The sequence below is a fragment of the Enterovibrio nigricans DSM 22720 genome (assembly GCF_900167155.1).
In the GTDB taxonomy this organism is placed as follows: domain Bacteria; phylum Pseudomonadota; class Gammaproteobacteria; order Enterobacterales; family Vibrionaceae; genus Enterovibrio; species Enterovibrio nigricans.
The window spans coordinates 1-21,177 of the sequence record NZ_FUXU01000040.1; the positions used below are offsets into that span (position 1 = coordinate 1).

Here is a 21,177-nt window from a genome sequence, read left to right on the forward strand (position 1 = left end):
CTCGTATAACGCACCTTACATGGATTCACTTACGTTCATCATACCGACACCCTAGCACTTACCCGATTTGTGGTTATCAGGAGGAACGTCCTCTCACGATTCCATTCCCGTCCCATGATTTACTGGACTTCGTTACATTGTCGGATCCGCTGCTTTATTCAGGATCCTAGGGTCATCTGGTGATACAGATGGTTCACTCTTATCGCGGTGAACAGCGCTTCATACGACTTCAGGTCGCACAGACATGCCCGTGTTAGCAGAGGCGGTGTGATATGCAGTTATCTATTTGCACCATCTCCTTCAGACACCAGCTTATCTCTATGGAAAACCTGGCTGAGTGGGCTAGAAGCCATACTTTTCAGGGAATAGAGCTTTGGGGTGCCCATGCAATGGGGTTAGAGCATCAGCCTCAATATGACGCCAACTGGCTAAGAGATATGGGGCTATCCATTTCAATGCTGAGTGATTATCTCCCTATTGTGGGTGATGAGCATGATGCCAAGCAGAAGTGTCAGCATATCTGTCGATTGGCGAAACATTGGGAAACCACAAAAGTACGCACCTTTGCGGGGCATCAAGGCAGTGCAAGTGTCTGTTCAGATGAACGCGCCAAGATGACATTCCGTCTTCGATGTATCTGTGATTTTGCTCAACAGCAGGGATTAAGTGTGTTGGTAGAAACACACCCTGGCACACTGGCAGACACACCACAATCCATACTGCAGTTGCTCGAAGAAGTGAATCATCCGGCACTGAAACTCAACTTTGACACCTTGCATGTTTGGGAGGCAGGAGAGGATCCCGTTTCTTTCCATGCCGAGGTTGCTGAACATGTTGGGCACTACCATCTGAAAAATGTGCTTTCTCGTGAATTACTTGGCATTTTTGCCCCGAATAATGTGTATTCGCCGGCAGGAAGCCGTTTTGGCATGGTGCCCTTATTTCATGGAGAAGTGGATTATCACAAATTTGTACCGGAATTAATGAAATACAAAAACGTCTCTGCCTCGTTAGAGTGGTTTGGCCATGATGTAAAACAGACCTTATTGAAAGATAAGACAGAATTGGAGGCGTTTGAAAAGTGTATGTTTGCAGACTCCACTCTGAGCTAGATAGTGAAAGCCCAAAAAATCAGGCGTTTATTTTGTGAGGTCGGTCATGAGATATCAAGGCGGCAGTTTAAATCTCAGTCTTGATATTGATAATCAATATCATTTAAAGTTGAAAGATCTTATTGCTACAGAATAGATGATGGATACAAACATAACCCAAGTCATGGGAACGCTTTTAGTCGTTGAACCCAATGACGACTACGGTAAAAGGTTGATATCAAAGCTTCTTGAAAAAGGCTTTGTGGCGAAATGGTGCAAGTCTACGTCTGAGGCGTTTGATTTGAACGTAACGACATCCTTTGATTTACTGATGCTCTCGTCATCTGTTCCAGAGATGACTGGGCATGCGATGCTCAAACGTTACCGTAAACAAACTCATTCTCCAATCATTTGCTTGGCCAAGCACTACTGCCACCACGATTGTATTAATTGCTTCTTACACGGCGCGGATGACTATATTACTAGACAGCAGCCGCTCAATGAAGTGGTGTGTAGAGTCATGGCCGTAATACGACGCGCTCAACAGCTCCCGACACTAGAGGCTAACTCACTGTTGGTGATTGATCTTCTTTCTTTGGACAAGAAACGCCAAGAGGTCACCTATGATGGCCAGTTTATTTCGGTGACCCCCATTCAGTTTAAGCTGCTTTGGACGTTGGCAATTCAACAGCATCAAATATTGAGTAAGGACTACTTATCTCAAACCGTGCTGTCACGTGAGTTTCATAAGTACGACAGAAGTTTGGATATGCACCTAAGTCGGATACGAAAGAAGTTAGTGGAGGCGGGTATGGCCGCAGTACGGCTTCAAACAGCGCATGGCAAAGGCTATTGTTTCTCCTGAAAAATAGACTCTGTCAATAATTTCACAGCCTTACATCACTTGTAACAATTGTAAATTACGTTTACACCCTCTCATGGTAATGGATAATAATGCAAATCATTATCATTACAGTCATGGAAAGAAAGCAAGATGTATCAAGGATGTAGTTTTAAAGCCTCACCGCTCACCCTCGCAGTTTGCGCCGCGTTTATCAGTCAATCAGCCATCGCTGATGATCATACGGATGCCCACGAAACCGTGGTTGTCACGGGTAATCCGCTTACCACAACCGACGTAACCATTGATGCTTCTCAACTCGAAGAGCGTCAGGCCAACGATTTAAACGATATTTTTCGCACCGATCCGGAAGTGACTGTGGGTGGCGGATCCGGCGTCACGCATAAAATCTATGTTCGAGGTCTGGAAAATACACTACTGAACGTATCTATTGATGGTGCTGTTCAGTCGGGAAACATCTACCACCATCAAGGCAGCCTTTCAATCGAGCCTGATATTTTGCAGCAGGTAGAGGTTATTGCTGGTGCAGGACGCGCAACTGACGGCGCGGGCGCGTTGGGCGGTGCAATTCGCTTTGAAACCAAAGATGCCGAAGACATGTTGATGCCGGGTGAGCGCTTTGGTGGTGCAGTGAAAGCTGGCTACTACAGCAACACTGAAGGGTATAAAACAACCGTCAATGGTTACGGTATGTTGACTGATAATGTCAGTGCCATTGCCACTTTGTCATACAGCGATCTAGATGATTACGAAGACGGTGAGGGGATTAAGCGAGACCACACCGGGGCAGAAAACAAAGTGGGCTACGTTAAGGTTGTTGGTAATATCACCGAGGCACAATCGCTTTCTGTAAGCTACGACTCTCGTGAAGATGAAGCTTATCGCTACCATCGCCCACAATGGGCAGAAAGTAAAAAGAACAGTCCAATCAATCAGGAAATGGACCGTCATACACTTACTGCCAAATATGCACTGAATCCAGAGGACATTGCGTGGCTGAACCTCGCATTGACGGCTTACAACACAGAAACATCCCTTAAGCACATCGACGGGCCATGGGGAGATTATCAGGGTGAAGCCAAATCGTTTGGTGCAGATCTTCGTAATACGACAACTCTGGGCAAGCACGCGTTGATTTATGGTGTGGAGTATCGTGACGACGAAGGCTATCTGACAAGCCCTACCTATGGTTCTGATAAAGACGAAGGTGAAGTCTTTGGCGTGTATGTTCAAGGTGATTTCTATCTCTCTGATGCACTTCTCCTTAGTGCGGGGGGGCGCTTTGATTCTTATAAGCTTGATGAGTCAGGCGGGAATAAATTTGACCATGATGGTTTTAGCCCTAACGTCAGTGTGAACTATGCGGTGACATCAAATTTAAATGTTTATGCGGGCTACGCGCAGGCGTTGCGCGGAGCGCAAGTGCGTGAAATTTTCAAACTCGATAGCACCAAAAGCGCAGAGACGCGCAAAGAAGAAACCGCTGAAAACACAGAAGTAGGCGTGAACTGGGTATCGGGTAGTTTACACCTGTCAGCGACGGCGTTTATGACCAAAATTAACGATATTGTTGATGAAGAGAACAAGCAACTCACCAATGTGGGTGATCTTGAATCCAAAGGCTTTACTGCGCGTGCTGCCTACTACTGGGACTCAATCTCTGCGGGCATTAGCTATAACCAGTCTCGCCCCGAGTTGGATGGACAGCCGCTGAATGATGATACCAAAGGCATTGGTACGGCGATTGGTGATACATGGGTTGCCGATGTGAACTACCAAATCACAGACAGTATTGTGGTGGGTTATGTAGGTCGCTATGTGGAACGCCTGACAGAAGTGGCTGACGGCTACGACGAGAAAGCCGGTTATGCTGTACATGATCTTTACAGTGAATGGACACCATTAGCTAACGAAGATCTGACCGTGTCAGTGGCGGTGAAAAATCTGTTCGACAAGGCATACCGTGACCACGCCAGCTATGGCATCTACCGCAATGATGATGGCTCCCAAAGTACGATTGCAGTCGGTACAATGGAACCGGGCCGCGATATTCGATTGAACGTGGCTTACGCATTTTAATGTAACTGAGAGAGGCGAAAGTCTCTCTTTTTGATCTTGTTTGAAGTTCCTCATTTCTCTTTGTGACAATCCAGACTTGCTCACGGTCTTCGCCACTATGCCAGCTAAGATATATTCGACGGTAATAGTGCAGAGGCCTACATGAAAAAAGACCTTCTGATGATTCTCTTTGTTTGTATGTTTCTGCTCGGGGCATACATGACGATAGCCCAAGCGACACCTTGGGAAGCGGTAGAGCAACCTTACGCAGGCCACGAACAGTCTATTGGTAGCTATGCCAACGGCTGTCTAAGTGGTGGTGAAGCGTTGCCACTAAACGGTGAGGGGTATCAGGTGATTCGTCCGTCGCGAAATCGTTACTATGGTCACCCAAACATGATTGCGTACCTGACCAAGCTCGGTGCCCAAACCAAGGCATTTGGCTTGGATGATTTGTTGATCGCCGACATTGCGATGCCCCGTGGCGGTAATTTCTCCAGCGGGCATGCCAGTCACCAAACGGGGTTGGATGCTGACATTTGGTTGAGTTTTGCACCAGACACCTTGACCCAAAAAGAGGCCGAAAACCAGACAGCAATCAGTATGGTTGATTTGAAGAATTACAAGCTCCGCCGTGACAACTGGCTTGAGGACCATGCCATTCTTTTCCAGGTAGCAGCATCCGAACCGGAAGTGGCGCGAATTTTTGTTCATCCTGTGATTAAAGAAACCTTGTGCTCGAAGGAGTGGGAGGACAGAAGCTGGCTTCGGAAGGTGCGCCCGTGGTGGGGGCATCACTACCACATGCATGTCAGACTAAGTTGCCCGGAAGGCAGCGCATCTTGCGTGAATCAGAAAGCACCACCACAGGGTGATGGCTGTGGGGCTGAGCTAATTAGTTGGCGACCTAAACCTGAAGACAGTAACAAGAAGACGGCATCTGAGACAAAAAAGAAGAAAGCGAAGATAAAACCGGCGCAGTGCACCATAGTGTTAACCCAATAAAAAAGCGCCTTTCGGCGCTTTTCTCTTTTATGCGAGTCCTTGTATTCTCACAAACTTTTCCAGCAATTCATCATTGGTTTCCTTGTGCTCAGGGTCAATGATGATGCAGTTTGTAATTGGACAGACAGACTGACATGTTGGCTTTTCATAGTGACCTACGCATTCCGTGCATTTGTCTGGGTCAATCTCGTAGATCTCTGCACCGAATGTGATAGCTTCATTCGGACATTCAGGATCACACATGTCACAGTTAATGCACTTCTCGGTGATCAATAATGCCATTGATTACGCACTCACTGCTTTAGGCGCGTTAGGGTTACGCGTGTTCGCACCGTCAGTCAGGTTGCGCATCAGCAGACCAAACGCGAGATCCATATCATCAGGAACCGGGATGAAAACAAAGTGACCGTTGCCTTTGGCATCGTCAATCACTTCGCTCTTACGGTTTTCCATGGTCTCCAGCGTGAAGATCACATTGCCTTTCGGCGTCATCACTTCCAGTGAATCACCTACTACAAATTTATTCTTCACTTCTACTTCAGCCAGATCACCACGACGTTTACCCGTAAATTCGCCCACAAATTGTTGGCTGTCAGACACAGAATAGCCGTACTCGTAGTTTTGGTATTCGCTGTGGTTGTGGCGACGTAGGAAGCCTTCGGTATAACCACGGTGCGCCAGGCTTTCCAGCGTGCTCATCAGAGTCTCATCGAACGGTTTGCCTGCAACGGCATCATCGATTGCTTTGCGATAAACCTGAGCGGTACGTGCACAGTAGTAGAACGACTTAGTACGGCCTTCAATTTTCAGAGAGTGGACACCCATCTTCGTCAGACGATCAACGTGTTGGATAGCACGTAGGTCTTTAGAGTTCATGATGTAAGTGCCGTGCTCGTCTTCAAACGCCGCCATTTTTTCTTCTGGGCGGTGGGTTTCACTCAGCAGTACCACTTCGTCAGTAGGCTTGCCAAGTCCCAATGTGTTGTCAGGGCGTTCTTCCGCGTCTTGGATTTGAACAGAAGCTGCAGGTTGAATCTCGACAATTTGGCCTGTTTCGTCTTCTGTTGCCTTCTCTGTTTTGTATTCCCAACGGCATGCGTTGGTACAAGTGCCTTGGTTCGGGTCACGCTTATTGATGTAACCAGACAGTAGGCAGCGGCCAGAGTAAGCCATGCAGAGTGCGCCGTGAACGAAGATCTCGATCTCCATTTCAGGTACTTCTTTGCGAACTTCTTCGATTTCTTCCAAAGACAGTTCACGTGACAAAATCACGCGCTCAATGCCCTGGGTTTGCCAGAACTTCACGGTAGCCCAGTTAACGGCATTCGCTTGAACAGACAGATGAATCACCATGTCGGGGAATGCTTCACGCACCATCATGATCAGGCCTGGGTCAGACATGATCAGCGCGTCCGGCCCCATATCAACAACAGGCTTTAGGTCACGGATGAAGGTTTTCAGCTTAGAGTTGTGAGGCTGAATATTACATACCACGTAGAACTTTTTACCCAACGCGTGGGCTTCATCGATACCGATTTGAAGGTTCTCGTGGTTGAATTCATTGTTACGTACGCGAAGGCTGTAACGTGGTTGACCGGCGTATACTGCATCTGCGCCGTATGCAAATGCATAGCGCATGTTTTTTAAGCTGCCTGCAGGAGACAGAAGTTCTGGTACAAACATAATCATTGCTTCTATTTCTGAGTGTAAGTCAGGCCGCATCCAAAAATGAGGCGGATATGCGGGCGATTTTACTGTGATCTTGTTAACATAGCCAGTTCCATTCAGGAAACCATTCAAAGAAATTGTTGTCTTCATTCTGTCGGTGAAATTATGAGTAATTCGTGCATAATTTGACAAAATGATGATTAGAGCTCCAAAATTCGCCTGTATGTTAGGCAAACTTTTTAAAACTCACGCAGCATTGAGCAAGAAATAGATGTATGAAAAGAAAACCAAGACGATGAGCAAGCTGTCGAAATCGGTTCTTGGCCTGATGGGATTGTCGTTAGTGACGGTTGCAGTTTCGATTAACGTGATGCATTCCGATCCAATACGTGTTGTCCCCCTCAATATTGCGGGTTCATTACTACCTTCTACGTTCACGTCTGACGTGAAGGTGGAAGACGTTGTTGACCTTCCTGACTATGAATACACCATTCAGTCCGGTGACAGCCTCAGCCAAATCTTTATGAAACTGGGTATTCCTTATGGCGACTTATTGAAGCTGATGGAAACCGACCTTAACCACCTTCGTATTGATACTCTGCAACCGAATGACGTTTTGCGTTTTTGGGTCGATAAGAGTGGAAAAAAACTGCTAAAATTTGAGCTTGAATTCAATATTGCATCTAAAGTGCAGTACTCACGTTTAGACGACGACACGTTTGAGTTTCATGAAATCGACATTCCTGGGAACTGGGTTCAGTCGGTAACGGTTGGGGATATTGAAGGGAGCTTCTCTGTTTCTGCGCGTCAGGCAGGGCTGAGTTATAACGATATTGATGTCATCACCAATTTGCTAAAGGACAAAATGAATTTCTCACGCGACTTACGTGCGGGTGATAAGTTTGAGGTCATAAGGGCCGAGCAGTTTGTGGATGGGAAGGCCAGTGGTCAGCGAGACATTCAGGCTATTCGCATTGAGCGTAGAGGTGGTGCGATCACGGCGTATTTGCACACTGATGGTAACTATTACGATAAAAACGGTGACAGCTTACAGCGAGCGTTCCAACGCTACCCGACTGCGCATAAAGAGCGAATTAGTTCACGCTTTAATCCGCATCGCAAGCACCCTGTCACCGGACGTGTCTCGCCGCACAATGGGACTGACTTTGCGGTAAGAACGGGTACCCCTGTTTTGTCAACGGGCGATGGCGTGGTCGTTATGGTGCGTAATCACCCGTATGCGGGTAAATACGTCGTGATTGACCACGGAAACCAATATCGGACTCGTTATCTTCATAACAGCAAGATCTTGGTGAAAAAAGGGCAACGTGTGTCTCGTGGGCAGCAAATTGCGCTGTCTGGTCAGAGTGGACGCGTGACAGGTCCGCATATTCATTACGAACTCTTGATTCGAGGTCGTGCAGTTAACCCGATGACAGCGAAAATTCCGATGGCGACATCGGTGCCGCGTGGCGAAATGACGGGTTTTCGTAAAGCAGTTGCAGCCTATGACAAAGAAATGTTGGCTGCACAATTTAAGTAGCAGGAAACAGAAACGGGGCGTCAAGCCCCGTTTTTTTATCACCAATCTCGCGATTATTCGCCTTTGTCGATGCCGCCTAGCTCTTCGTAAAGGTTTGGCAGAAACGCGCCGAGTTCACCGCACATCAGAGACAGATCTGCATCCAGACGCTGCGCCATGTCTTCGCGGTCAATATCGGCATTTTGATCGCGCAGCTCTTCAGAGAATTTGATGCGCTTGACTGACATATCATCACAAAGCATAAACTCGATACGATCTTGCCAGTTCAATGCCAACTTGGTGACCAGCTTTTCTGCTTCAATGTGAGCAAGAATCTCATCGCTTGAAAGGTCCTGTTGCTTACAACGGATCACGCCACCTTGCTCCAGAATGGCTTTTAGCTCGGCTTCGTCGCCAATCGTAACGCCTTTCGGTGCATGACCAGAGCGAACCCACTCGGTCATTGCCAGCTCTACGGGTTTGTTGGTTTCAACGGGAACCACAGGTAGGCTACCCAGAGATTTGCGTAGCAATGCCAGCACATCTTCCGCTTTTTTTACGCTGCCAGCGTCAACAATCACCAAGCCAGATTTTGGCATAATCAGTGCGTAAGTTTGTGACATACGAGAGAAGGCGCGAGGCAGCAAATCGATCACGATGTCGTCCTTGATGCTGTCTTTCTCTTTTTTCTTCAGTGGACGACCTTGCTCACGCTCCATGGCGTCCACTTTTGCTGCCAGTGAATCTTTGATCACTGAGGCTGGTAGCATTTTTTCTTCTTTGCGAGCACAAATCAGAATGTTGCCATCGCTGACATGCGTCATCATGTCGCCATGCTTGCCTAATGCCGTGGTCCAGCCGAATTTTTGCATGTCCTGACTGCCACACGGTGTGAAGCGAAACTCAGACAGCTGCTTTTCCAAAAGTTCAGGATCGAGGTCGATGTCTCGGGTTAGGCGGTAGGTGAAAATATTCTTGAACCAAATCATGGCGAGGCGTTATCCATCAGGTAATGACAAAGGCCACATGGTATTGCATTCAGCGCCGAATGTCGCCGCAATTGGGGTACAATTTGGGACTCAGCACAAGAACGAGCGCACAAGCATCAATGAAAATACTTCACACATCAGACTGGCATTTAGGGCAGAACTTTTTTACCAAGAGTCGAAAAAAAGAGCACCAAGCATTTCTGGATTGGTTGCTTAATGAAATAGACAGCAACCAAATTGATGCCGTCATTGTTGCCGGAGATATTTTCGATACCGGCGCACCGCCAAGCTATGCTCGCGAATTGTACAACCAATTTGTGGTTTCAATCAGCCAGCGGAATTGTTCGTTGGTGGTACTAGGCGGTAACCACGACTCGGTCTCGACGCTAAAAGAATCTAAATCTTTGCTGGCCTGCTTGCACACCTATGTGGTGGCCAATACCAGTGACGATATCGAAGACCAACTTCTTGTGCTGAATAACCGCAATGGTGAAGTCGGTGCGATTGTGTGTGCCGTGCCGTTTGTTCGTCCTCGTGATGTATTGACCAGTCAGGCGGGTGAGTCCGGAACAGAGAAACGTCAGGCATTGGGTGATGCCATCAAGGCGCATTATCACCAGTTGTATCAGGCGGCGGTTGAACTGCGTCAGGAAAACAGCTGGCAAGTGCCGATTATTGCGACAGGGCATTTGACGGCACTCGGCGTGAGCCCGTCTAAATCCGTTCGTGATATCTACATTGGCACGCTGGATGGTTTTGCGGCAGAGGCCTTCCCGCCTGCTGATTACATTGCCCTTGGACACATTCACAGACCACAGATTGTCGCCAAGTCTGAACATATTCGTTACAGCGGCTCACCTATTCCGCTGAGCTTTGATGAGTTGAAGTTCAACAAGCAAGTGGTGCTGGTGGAGTTTGATGGTGAGCAGCGTGTTCGCATCGAGCCGATCAGTATTCCAAGCTTTCAGCCTATGGGTGTTCTAAAAGGGTCTCTCGAAGAGATAGATGTGCAGCTTTCACAGTATAAAGATCATGATGATCCAAATGCTGTTTGGCTACATATTGAAGTCTCCGTGCAAGACTATCTCTCTGATTTGCAACAATGTATCCAAGTGATGACCGAAGGGCTCAATGTGGAGGTGTTACAGCTCCAGCGTTCCCGTGGGCCAAAAGCTCAGGCGTTGAGCCAAGAAGCCAAAGAAACGCTGTCTGAACTCACCCCCAATGATGTCTTTCAAAAGCGCCTTGCATTGGAAGTGTTTGAGGGGGAAGCGGAACTTGCGCGTCGTGAGCGCATTCAAACCCAGTTTTCACAAATCGTTGAAGATGTTGAGCATGTGGAGGCGAGCGAATGAAAATCTTAAGCCTTCGCTTTAAAAACCTGAACTCGCTAAAAGGCGAGTGGAAGATTGACTTCACGCATGCACCGTTTTCCGATAATGGCCTGTTTGCAATTACAGGCGCAACGGGGGCGGGGAAAACCACGCTGCTTGATGCTGTCTGTCTTGCATTGTATCACCAGACCCCACGTTTGGGCCTTATCTCAACGTCCAGTAATGAGATCATGACGCGCGGCACCGCAGAATGTTCTGCGGAAGTGGAATTTGAAGTAAAAGGCCATCCTTACCGCGCCTTTTGGAGCATGCGACGTTCGCGAGGTAAAGCGGACGGTAACTTGCAGCAAGCCGATGTCGAGTTGGTTGATGCGAAAACCGACAAGGTGCTTGCCACGCAGGTGAAACAAAAAAACGAACTGGTTGAGCGTATCACAGGCCTCGATTTCTCGCGTTTCACCAAGTCCATGATGCTCTCCCAAGGAGAGTTTGCTGCGTTCTTGAATGCCAAAGAAAATGAACGTGCAGAGCTTTTGGAAGAGCTGACGGGCACAGAGATTTACGGTCGTATCTCAGAAAAAGTGCATGAACGTTTTTCGGCGGCAAAGCTCGCGTTGAGCCAAAAAGAAGCCGAAGCCAAAGGCGTACAACTTCTCAGTGCTGAAGCGTTGTCTGAGCTTGAAAGTGCACAGACCGACGTCGACGCCTCGCTTAAGAGTAAGCGAGAAAAACAAGCTGAACTTGCCGCGCACCTTGCGTGGTGGAAAGAGCATCAAAAAAGTCACCAAGAGAAAACACAAGCTGAAGCGCAGCAATCTGACGCAGAGACCAAATGGAAAGATGCTAATCCACGTTTGGATAAGTTGGAACAAAGTGAACCTGCTGAAAAACTGCGTATGCCTTACGAGCGTTGGCAAACGGCGATGAATAGCGCAGAGTCTGCGAGTGTGGCATTGTCGGCAAAGCAAAATGTGTTGCAATCGACAACAGAAAAAAGTGCTCAAGCAGACCAAGCCTTGTTGAAAGCCTCTGACACACTGACGCTTGTAAAAGCACAACAGCGTGAGCTGGAAACACTTGTCAGCGAGCACGTCTTGCCGCTGGATACTGACATCAAACACCAATCGCAACGCCATCAAGAGCTGAGTCTGCAAAACTCAGGACTTACCAACAAGCAGGGTGAACTGACAGTGTCTCAAAGCAAGATTGCCGAGCAACTCGACGCAAAAAATGGCGAGCTTGAAACCGTCACGACCTACTTGTCTAAACATCAATCTGCTGGCCAGCTTAAGCAGTACCTTGGTCAGTGGGCGCAGATGGGGCAGCAGCTCTCGCAAGAGCAAAATGCGATTGCGGGTATGCAAAAACAAGAAGGCGAGCTGACTGCCTCACTTCACGCTGACAGTGAAAGAGCGGTTTCTGCTGATAAAGAAAAACAAGCGGCTTACACGCAAAGCGAAAACGCCAAACAGGCATGGGAAGTGCAACAACAAGCGTTTTCCAAAGCCACAGAGAATGGCGATGTCGAGACGCTGGATAAGCAGCGCGAGCTGTTAAACACACAGCTTTCGGTCCATATGCAATTGAGTCAATGGCTGCAGCAGTGGCTTGAAATTGACAAAGACTGCGCAGAGAAACGCCATGTATTGGCGGAACAAACCTTGCTATCTAAGGCATTCGAGCAAGATGTCACGGCACTTCGCCAGCAATACAAAGATAAAAAACAATTGATTGATGCGCTTTCTAAGCTTGTCTGTCAGGAAGAGCACTTGGCGCAATACCGCGCAGCATTGCAGCCACACGAAGCCTGCCCGCTTTGCGGCGCAACCGAGCATCCCGCCTTATTGGGGGCTGTGCTTGACGTCTCTGACACCTTGCAGCAAAAAGCAGCGGCAGAGATGGAATTGAAAGAGCTGGAAAACATCGGTAAAGAAACCGGTATGAAGCTCGAAGTGTGCAAGCGTTATATCAATGAACTGGAAAAGCATTTGGCGCGCAATCAGCAACAACAAGTTGCGTTGAGAGATAACTGGGTCAACACGGCGTCTTCAATCAACCTGAGCGTAACCATTGATCAGCAAGACGCTTTCGCAGCCTTTAACGATGAACAGTTACGAGCACGCGATGCGCTAACCCAAACGCTTGCGTCATTGAAGACCCAAGAGAAAACACTGCAACAGACCAAACAGCAGTGGGATGACGCCGCCCGTCTATTGGCATCGACCGATCAGGCATTGTCCTTGCTGTCACTCTCTGTCGAGAATAAACAGCGTGAAGTGCAGAAACTCACCGCGGATAAAGGAAAGAAGCAAGATTACCTCGAAACGCTGCAAAGTGTGCTGAGCCAACAAATCTTGGAAAGTGGCTATACGCCACCGGAAGACAGCGCCCTAACTGCTTGGCTGGAAGCGAGAAGTCAAGATGCTGAGGCATGGGATCAAAACAACCGTCGAAAAGACATCTTAGCCAAAGAGGTGGCACTTCTGGAGGTTGAACTCGCCAATTGCGTGAAAGACCTAAATGCGTTGGCTGAGCAGCAGCATGCCTTGCAATCTGACATCAATGCTCTGTTATCAACGCTAGAATCGGCGAAAGCCAAGCGTGCGGAAATCTTTGGCAATAAGCTGATTGATGAAGAAAAACGTCGCTTCACAGAACAGACTGAACAGACAGAAAATGCTTACAAGGCCGCGCAATCACAGGCTCAACAATGTCAGGGTGACTTACGGGCCATTCAGGCGGAAGTGACCAGTCAGACTCAAACCCTGGAGAATCTGACTGCTGAGTTCAACACCAAGTCGGTGCAGTGGGAAGAAAGCCTTTCTGCTTCACCGTTTGATGCGCTTGAAGCGTTCCAGTCTGCTTTGTTGCCAGAAGATGAAAAGCAGCAAATGCTGGCAGAAAAACGTGGTTTGGAAAACGCGTTAGAAGGCGCGAAAGTGTTACTTCTAAAAGCCATGCAACATGTACAAGATGTGCTTGCTCACGAACATGCCACTGAGTGGCAGACAGTTGCTATGGAAACGGTGGAATCTGATGCTGAAGTGCATTCAGAACAGCTTCATCAGTTGGTCAAACGCAGCGGCGAGATAAGTAACGAACTTGCGTCTGACAAGCAGCGTCGTGAAAATCAGCAGGCATTGTTTGCGGAAATAGAACGACTGCGTACAGCGTATGACGACATACACTACTTGCACTCTCTCATTGGTTCGCAAAAAGGCGATAAGTTTAGGAAATTCGCACAGGGTCTGACGCTGGATAATTTGGTGTACTTGGCGAATAAGCAGCTTGATCGTATTCACGGTCGGTATCAGTTGAACCGTAAACAGGGTGAAGGGCTTGAGCTCAGCGTATTAGATACGTGGCAAGGCGACATTGAGCGTGATACCAAAACCTTATCGGGTGGTGAAAGCTTCCTCGTCAGTTTGGCGTTGGCACTGGCTTTGTCTGATCTTGTCAGCCACAAAACCAGCATTGATTCACTCTTCCTTGATGAAGGGTTCGGTACGTTGGACAGCGAAACGCTGGATGTGGCACTGGATGCACTTGATAACCTGAATGCGTCAGGAAAGATGATTGGTGTGATCAGTCATATTGAAGCGATGAAAGAGCGGATCCCAACTCAACTGAAAGTGTCGAAAAAAACAGGGCTTGGGATCAGTGAGTTGGAGCGAGTGTATCGCGTTGATCAGGCATGATTTTTAAAAAGTTAAGTGGTCAGAGGTGAGCATTTAGCAGCAGGCATCGATTGCAATCGTGGGCGTGATTTTGTGTCGATTTTAACAACAGATAGTTTGCCGCAAAGACGCATGTAGGCGTTGATGGTGGATAAAAATCAGTTTTGTAAAAGAGGGAAACACCCCTGTTAAATATTGATTTCTAACTGTCTGGATTAGAAGACATGTATGGCTATATGAATTCGCAAACCTCGCGAAAGGTCACAAAACTGTCATAATTGAATCACATAATGACGCCCTAGAAATAATAAGTTAACTGGGTATTGAAAAATGGTAAGACGGATTCTAGTTGTTGAAGACGAAGCACCTATTCGCGAAATGCTGTGCTTTGTACTGGAACAAAAAGGCTATCAGGCCGTAGAAGCAGAAGACTATGACAGCGCACTGGAAATGATCTGCGAGCCTTACCCTGAATTGATCCTGATGGACTGGATGCTACCAGGTGGATCTGGGATCAATTTAATCAAACACTTAAAGCGCGACGAATTAACCCGTCAGATCCCAGTAGTTATGCTGACGGCGCGTGGTGAAGAAGAAGACAAAGTTCGCGGATTGGAAGTGGGTGCAGATGACTACATCACTAAGCCTTTTTCGCCGAAAGAGCTGATGGCACGATTAAAAGCGGTTATGCGCCGTGTATCTCCGACATCATTGGATGATGTGATTGATGTGCAGGGCTTGAAGTTAGACCCAGTTTCACACCGAGTGACAGCCAATGAAAAGCCGCTCGATATGGGACCGACCGAGTTTAAGATGTTGCACTTCTTCATGACCCACCAAGAGCGTGTATATAGCCGTGAGCAACTTCTGAATAACGTTTGGGGAACCAACGTTTATGTTGAAGATCGAACGGTTGACGTGCATATTCGTCGTTTGAGAAAAGCACTGGAAGCGGACGGACACGACAAACTGGTTCAAACTGTTCGCGGAGCGGGCTATCGCTTCTCCACGCGCTCGTAATTAGACGAATTCCTGTTCATGTTGCCATCCTATGGCCACCGGATGGCATGATGGAGACATAGATGGTCGAAAGACTCACATGGAAGAAGCTGGCTTTAGAGCTGGCTTTTTTTTATTTGCCTTGGTTTATCATAGGTTGGTTCTTTGGTGGATTGCCTTGGTTACTGCTACTTGCCACTGTACTCGTTTTGCTTTGGAACTTTTACCATCAGCTAAAACTGTCTGATTGGTTGTGGAAAGAGCGTAGCCTGACGCCACCTTCGGGCTCTGGTAGCTGGACGCCCCTGTTTAACGGTATCTACCGCCTGCAAAAGCGTAATCGACGCCGTCGTAAAGAATTGGCAAATTTGATTCGTCGCTTTCGAAACGGTGCTGAATCGTTACCTGATGCCGTGGTTGTATTCGAGCATGATGGCTCTATTGTTTGGTGTAACAAACTGGCACAAGAGCTGTTGGGCTTCCGCATGCCGGATGATGCTGGCCAATACATTGGTAACCTCATTCGTACGCCAGAATTCATTGAATATTTAAGTCGTGCCGAGTTGGGTGAAGCGTTTGAAATGCGTTCAACGCTTCATACCGCGCAAACCCTCGAATTTCGTACCATGCCGTACGCAGAAGGCGAGTACCTGATGGTGGTGCGTGACATTACGCAATTGAAACAGCTAGAAGGTATGCGTCGTAACTTTTTTGCGAACGTCTCGCATGAGTTGCGTACACCGATGACGGTTCTTCGTGGTTATCTCGAAATGGCGGAAGACCCCGATATGCTGGTGGGGCCAATGTGGGATAGAGCCCACGGAGTGATGACGGAACAACTGACGCGCATGGAAGGTTTGGTTGAGCAGTTGCTTACGTTATCCAAGATTGAAGCTAGCGTGAAAATAGCCCTTGATCAGAAGGTTGATGTTCCTGCGATGCTGGATGTTCTGGAGAAAGAGGCACAAACACTGAGTGGCGATCATGCCCATGAATTCGATTTCGAAATTGATCATTCTCTTCGTGTGCTTGGCGATGAAGATCAACTCCGTAGTGCGATTTCAAACTTGGTGTATAACGCGGTGAAGCATACGCCACCAAGTGCAAAAATTCAGGTCCGCTGGTTCCGCACAGCGAAAGGACCAAGACTGGAAGTGATTGACAGTGGAGAAGGGATCGCGCCGCAGCATATCGACAGACTGACTGAGCGATTTTACCGCGTTGACAAAGCACGCTCTCGTGAAACAGGCGGCAGTGGCCTAGGTTTAGCGATTGTGAAGCATGCGTTGAACCATCATGAATCTGAGCTTGAAGTTAAAAGCAAGGTGGGGAAAGGGAGTGTGTTCTCCTTTACGCTTCCGGAGCGATTGGCATGTTAAAGCGGGTGCTTACACTTGTCGTTTTTCTGACGCTTGGGTCTTCGGTTAACGCCGAGGACCATCTTCCTCTTTATCACCGCGTTGATAACATCTCAGGTAACCTCTCATCGGTCGGCTCTGATACCTTGGCAAACCTCGTGACCCAGTGGGGCGTGCTGTTTAAAAAGCTTTATCCGAGCGTAAATGTTCAAATTCAGACCTCGGGCTCGTCGACCGCGGTTCCTGCGCTCATTGAAGCGACCACTCAGTTTGGCACCATGAGCCGTAAAATGCGTGCGCGCGAAATTGAAATGTTCGAGCGTAAGTACGGCTACCCGCCCACCGCCATCAAAGTGGCTATCGATGCCATGGCGATTTTTGTCCATCAAGACAACCCCATTAAGGGCCTCAGTTTAACGCAAGTTGATGCGCTGTTTTCTGAAACGCTGCGATGCGGTGCTAACGAGCGATTGGAAAAATGGGGCCAGTTGGGGCTGGAGGGGAGTTGGATGAAGCGCAATGTGCAATTGTTTGGCCGTAACTCAGTGTCTGGGACCTATGGTTTCTTTAAAGATGAAGCATTATGCGATGGTGATTTCCGCCCTGACGTGAATGAACAACCTGGCTCCGCGTCGGTGGTTCAATCGATCAGCTCTTCGCTAAATGCGATTGGGTATGCTGGTGTAGGGTATCGTACAGCAGGTGCGCGCATGCTGCCTCTGGAGGTGGATGGTGAGTATGTTCACGCGACTGTAGACAGTGTTATCTCAGGTGTTTACCCGTTATCACGTTATCTCTATGTTTATGTAAACAAGGTACCAAACAAACCACTTGCGCCAATGGAAGCCGAGTTTATTAAACTGATATTGTCTCGTCAGGGACAGGCTTTGGTGAGTGCTGAAGGCTTTGTACCTTTACCTGCGAGTGCGATTGAAGCGCAGTTACGTGCCGTGGGTTTATAACTCTCGCTGAGATCAGAAAAAAGACCGATGTTTCCATCGGTCTTTTTTTATTCCTCGATACACAATGTCCAACCGACAGCGTCCCAATAACCCTTTTCTGCCTCTAAATCGGCGGCGAGAAGGCGGTTTCTCTGCAGCCAGCCGTCAGGGAAGCGCAGTGACCAAGCATCATCATTTATCGTGAGATTGACATCAGGCACCGGATCACCTGAGCGTTGCACGTTCAGGACACACGCTAATCGCAGTGCGCGAATAAGCGGAAAAATGTGCTTTTGTTTGAACAGCGTAAATTCAGGCATGTCGGCCAATTTTAGCGTCTTTCGGTGAAAGCGCGTTAAGGTGGCTAAAACGGTTTGCTGTTCCTGATTAAACCCCGGCATATTGGTGTTTTGCAGGATGTAAGCAGAGTGCTTGTGAAAACCGGAGTGTGAAATACTCAAGCCCACTTCATGAAGCAGTGCGGCCCAACTGAGCAAAATAGACAGTTCCGCTTTTTTGGGTTTTAACTGAGGCTCTGCTTGAAGATAGAGTATCTCAGCAGCCTGTTGGACATTGTCTGCGTGTTGCTTATCAATGTGGTATCGCTCAGCCAAACCTTCGGCAGTGCGGGTGCGAATATCGCTGTGCTGGAAACGGTCTTCCATTTCGTACAGCAGCCCTTCACGTAATGCTCCGTCGGAGTACACCATTTTCTCAATATTAAACGCTTGAAAAACGCCGGAGAGAATGGCGAGGCCAGCTGTAAAGACCGGCCTTCTGTCTTCTGATAGTCCCGGTAATTCAAGGGTGTCGACTGATTTGAACGTCAATACGGTACCAATTAGGTTGTCCAGACGTTTGCGCGTGATGATGCCATCATCATGGCCATTTGCGACCAAAACTTCACGTATGGCCTTAATGGTACCGGATGAACCGACAACCTCTTCCCAGCCAAAACGCTGGTACTGGCGTACGATGCTTTCCAATTTCAATTCTGCTGCGATCTGCGCAGAGGCAAAACGCTTGATGGAAATCTGCCCATCTTTGAAAAAACGTTCGTTATAACTGACGCAGCCCATACGCTTACTGTTGGTTAATGAGGCCGTGAATTTCTTGCCAATCACTAACTCCGTGCTGCCTCCTCCGATATCGATAACCAATTTGCGTCCTTCACCGGGCTGGGTGTGACTGACACCAAGGTAAATAAGGCGAGCCTCTTCGACACCTGGTATCACTTCAATGGGGTAAGGGAACACATTCTGCGCACGTTGGAGGAATATGTGACTGTTTTTGGCTTCGCGAAGCGTAAATGTCGCAGCGACACGGACGTTTTCTTCTGAAAAGCCTTGCAGCCTTTCTGCAAACATACCGAGGCATTCAATGCCTCGGTTGATGGAAGCGTTGTTGAGGTTACGTTGATCATCTAAGCCTGATGCGAGTCGGACTCGCTGCTTGTGTCGGCTGATGATTTGAAGGCTTTGCCCGACAACACGAGCGACGACCATATGAAAGCTGTTTGAGCCCAGATCAATCGCAGCGATTTCTCTGGGTTTATCAGCGTACTTCTCTTCATTCATTTTTCAATTTGTCCGCTAAGCGCCGATTTTCTGTTCTCTCTACTTGTTTAAGGTAATCGTAAATTTCAATTTGCGAACGTATTTTTTTACGATTTCCACGCTTAACGTACGAATTTGACATGTCCTTGTCGATAACACGCGCTTTGGCGCGGTCAGCGAACTGCAGCTCAAGGATATCCATGATGCGATCTTTCAGGCGCTCATCTTTGATGGGAGTAGCGACTTCGATGCGGTTATCGATATTCCGTGTCATCCAGTCTGCGGATGAAATATAGAGGTCGCGGTCACCGCCATTTTCGAATGCGAAGACACGCGGGTGTTCAAGGAAACGGTCGACAATACTGATCGCCTTGATGTTTTGGCTAATGCCTCTTACGCCCGGCACCAAGGCACACATGCCGCGAATGATCATGCGAATCTTTACGCCTTCACTGCTGGCTTTATACAAAAGATTTACCAGTCCCTTATCAACGAGATTGTTGACCTTGAGCGTGATACCCGCCTTGCGTTTGGCTCTTGCATGCTCAATTTCCCGTTCTATCAAACGATTAAGACGAGAGCGCGAGTTACGAGGGGACACAATCAGGTGATTGAACTTCACCGGTTTGTAAGGGTTCTCGATAAAGTTAAATACCTTACGGACTTCAGAGGTGATGGATTTGTCTGCGGTAAACAGTGAAAAGTCGGTATATATACGGGCCGTTTTTTCGTGAAAGTTCCCTGTCCCTATGTGGGCGTATTCGCGAAGGCCATCGTTTTCGCGGCGAGAGATAAGACAAAGCTTAGAGTGAATTTTTAGCCCCGGCGTGCCAAATATCACTTTGACGCCTGCGTCTGTCAGCACACGTGCCCATTCAATGTTTGCTTCTTCATCGAAGCGAGCTTGCAGCTCGACAACTACCGTGACACGTTTACCATTGTTGGCCGCATCAATCATCGAACTGATGATGCGACTATTCTTGGCAACGCGGTAAATGTTAATGCGAATACTGCGGACTTTAGGGTCGTAAGACGCCTGACGCACTAATTCCGTCATATGGCGGAAGGTATGGTAAGGGTAATACAGCAACACATCGCGTTCGCGAATCGCATCAAAGGCTGTAGGGTATTGTTTGAAATCAGCAGAGTCGATAGGTGGTAAAGGTGGATATTCTAAATACCGCATTCCAACATTCGGAAAACCGATGAAATCTTTGAAGTTATGATAACGGGCCCCTGGCAGCACACTGTCATAGTCAGTAATTCTTAGCATGGCGAGAATGTGTTTCACCATGTCTTCAGGCATGTCTCGTTGATAGACAAAACGCACGGGAAGCGCCGTCAGGCGTTGATCAAGGCTGTCGGACATATTCTCCAACAGGCTGTGATCCACCTCGTTGGTTAAGTCATATTCCGCATCTCGTGTCATCTTCATCGCGTAGGCTTCTGCGGTGTCGTACTCGAAGAAGCCGCGGAATATCTCATCCAGACAAAGGCGGATGATGTTGTCTAACAAAATGATGGTTTTACGACGACGCTTACCTTTTGGCTCCGGTACTTTGATGAAGCGTTCTATTTCATCCGTGGGTATTTCAATAAGCGCATAGCGGGTAGGCTGTCCTTCTTTTTTTAGCTCAACGACGAGGTACGAGTAAGCATCTTTAAGGAAGGACAGCAGTTCCATATCATCCGTTAAAATGATTGGCGTAATATGAGGAAGTAGATTGCTGACAAAGTGCTTACGTAGCCAGTTTTGCTGGTACTCAGTGAGCTGACGTTCGTTAACGAGAAAGATATGGCGTCGCGCCATTTCGAGCAAAATGTCGTTGTACAAGTGATCGAAATCCTGATTCAGCTTGAGTACTTTTTCTTGGATTTTCCCAAGCAGTACTTTTGCGTTGTCATCGCCACCTTGCTCTTCGTTGATCAGAATACGGCGTTTTACGTCCGCAAAGCGGACTTGATAAAACTCATCCAGGTTACTGGAAAAAATACCGAGAAAACGAACACGTTCGATAATCGGTACCGTTTTATCTGCGGCCTCCTGAAGTACCCTTTCGTTGAACGATAACCAACTAAGCTCTTTTTCTACGTAATGTGTATCAGCACTCATTATT

The 21,177-nt window shown here is 47.9% G+C and carries 15 protein-coding genes; 10 read left to right on the plus strand and 5 right to left on the minus strand.

Annotated features, from left to right (window positions below; all coding sequences use genetic code 11):
• Window positions 1-272 precede the first annotated feature (272 nt).
• The 4 genes from B5D35_RS14050 to mepA all read left to right on the plus strand — a co-directional run bounded on the left by B5D35_RS14050 (window position 273) and on the right by mepA (window position 5,016).
• The gene (locus tag B5D35_RS14050; protein ID WP_078753188.1) at window positions 273-1,112 is read left to right on the plus strand and encodes a sugar phosphate isomerase/epimerase family protein; all 840 of its coding nucleotides are present in this window, start codon (window positions 273-275) and stop codon (window positions 1,110-1,112) included.
• Between the two features lie 139 nt (window positions 1,113-1,251).
• Window positions 1,252-1,956: a response regulator transcription factor gene (locus B5D35_RS14055; protein WP_078753189.1), complete on the plus strand. Its 705-nt coding sequence runs from the start codon at window positions 1,252-1,254 to the stop codon at window positions 1,954-1,956.
• Window positions 1,957-2,085: 129 nt separating this feature from the next.
• Complete coding sequence (locus tag B5D35_RS14060) at window positions 2,086-4,032, plus strand: TonB-dependent receptor domain-containing protein (RefSeq protein WP_078753190.1); 1,947 nt, start codon at window positions 2,086-2,088, stop codon at window positions 4,030-4,032.
• Window positions 4,033-4,173: 141 nt separating this feature from the next.
• Window positions 4,174-5,016 carry a penicillin-insensitive murein endopeptidase gene (gene mepA, locus B5D35_RS14065; RefSeq protein WP_078753191.1) on the plus strand — a complete coding sequence of 281 codons (843 nt, stop codon included), beginning with the start codon at window positions 4,174-4,176 and terminating at the stop codon, window positions 5,014-5,016.
• 27 nt (window positions 5,017-5,043) lie between these two features.
• Here mepA and B5D35_RS14070 read toward each other — a convergent pair whose 3' ends face one another.
• Both B5D35_RS14070 and trhP read right to left on the minus strand, forming a co-directional pair.
• A complete protein-coding gene (locus tag B5D35_RS14070) occupies window positions 5,044-5,298 on the minus strand; it encodes a YfhL family 4Fe-4S dicluster ferredoxin (protein ID WP_078753192.1) in 255 nt (84 codons plus the stop codon).
• 3 nt (window positions 5,299-5,301) lie between these two features.
• A complete protein-coding gene (gene trhP / locus B5D35_RS14075) occupies window positions 5,302-6,699 on the minus strand; it encodes a prephenate-dependent tRNA uridine(34) hydroxylase TrhP (RefSeq protein WP_078753217.1) in 1,398 nt (465 codons plus the stop codon).
• A 256-nt stretch (window positions 6,700-6,955) separates the two neighbouring features.
• Between trhP and B5D35_RS14080 the strand changes: the two genes are divergently transcribed.
• Window positions 6,956-8,227: a peptidoglycan DD-metalloendopeptidase family protein gene (locus B5D35_RS14080; RefSeq protein WP_078753193.1), complete on the plus strand. Its 1,272-nt coding sequence runs from the start codon at window positions 6,956-6,958 to the stop codon at window positions 8,225-8,227.
• Between the two features lie 53 nt (window positions 8,228-8,280).
• Here B5D35_RS14080 and rdgC read toward each other — a convergent pair whose 3' ends face one another.
• A complete protein-coding gene (gene rdgC, locus B5D35_RS14085; protein ID WP_170915184.1) occupies window positions 8,281-9,192 on the minus strand; it encodes a recombination-associated protein RdgC in 912 nt (303 codons plus the stop codon).
• 122 nt (window positions 9,193-9,314) lie between these two features.
• On the opposite strand from rdgC, the gene sbcD reads away from it, so the two are divergent.
• The 5 genes from sbcD to B5D35_RS14110 all read left to right on the plus strand — a co-directional run bounded on the left by sbcD (window position 9,315) and on the right by B5D35_RS14110 (window position 17,525).
• Window positions 9,315-10,550, plus strand: coding sequence for an exonuclease subunit SbcD (gene sbcD / locus B5D35_RS14090; RefSeq protein WP_078753195.1), 1,236 nt, complete (start codon window positions 9,315-9,317; stop codon window positions 10,548-10,550).
• Entirely contained in the window at window positions 10,547-14,227 is a 3,681-nt protein-coding gene (locus B5D35_RS14095) for an SbcC/MukB-like Walker B domain-containing protein (RefSeq protein ID WP_078753196.1), read from the plus strand. Before sbcD ends, B5D35_RS14095 begins: the two co-directional genes overlap by 4 nt.
• A gap of 309 nt (window positions 14,228-14,536) precedes the next feature.
• The gene (phoB, locus tag B5D35_RS14100) at window positions 14,537-15,226 is read left to right on the plus strand and encodes a phosphate regulon transcriptional regulator PhoB (RefSeq protein WP_078753197.1); all 690 of its coding nucleotides are present in this window, start codon (window positions 14,537-14,539) and stop codon (window positions 15,224-15,226) included.
• 62 nt (window positions 15,227-15,288) lie between these two features.
• Window positions 15,289-16,584: a phosphate regulon sensor histidine kinase PhoR gene (gene phoR / locus B5D35_RS14105; RefSeq protein WP_078753198.1), complete on the plus strand. Its 1,296-nt coding sequence runs from the start codon at window positions 15,289-15,291 to the stop codon at window positions 16,582-16,584.
• On the plus strand, window positions 16,578-17,525 hold the full coding sequence (locus tag B5D35_RS14110) for a PstS family phosphate ABC transporter substrate-binding protein (protein WP_078753199.1): 948 nt from the start codon (window positions 16,578-16,580) through the stop codon (window positions 17,523-17,525). The genes phoR and B5D35_RS14110 overlap by 7 nt, the downstream gene beginning before the upstream one ends.
• 47 nt (window positions 17,526-17,572) lie before the next feature.
• Here the strand turns inward: B5D35_RS14110 and ppx are convergent, their stop codons facing one another.
• Together ppx and ppk1 are read right to left on the minus strand one after the other, a co-directional pair.
• The gene (gene ppx / locus B5D35_RS14115; RefSeq protein WP_078753200.1) at window positions 17,573-19,081 is read right to left on the minus strand and encodes an exopolyphosphatase; all 1,509 of its coding nucleotides are present in this window, start codon (window positions 19,079-19,081) and stop codon (window positions 17,573-17,575) included.
• A complete protein-coding gene (gene ppk1 / locus B5D35_RS14120; protein WP_078753201.1) occupies window positions 19,074-21,173 on the minus strand; it encodes a polyphosphate kinase 1 in 2,100 nt (699 codons plus the stop codon). The genes ppx and ppk1 overlap by 8 nt, the downstream gene beginning before the upstream one ends.
• Between the last annotated feature and the right edge of the window lie 4 nt (window positions 21,174-21,177).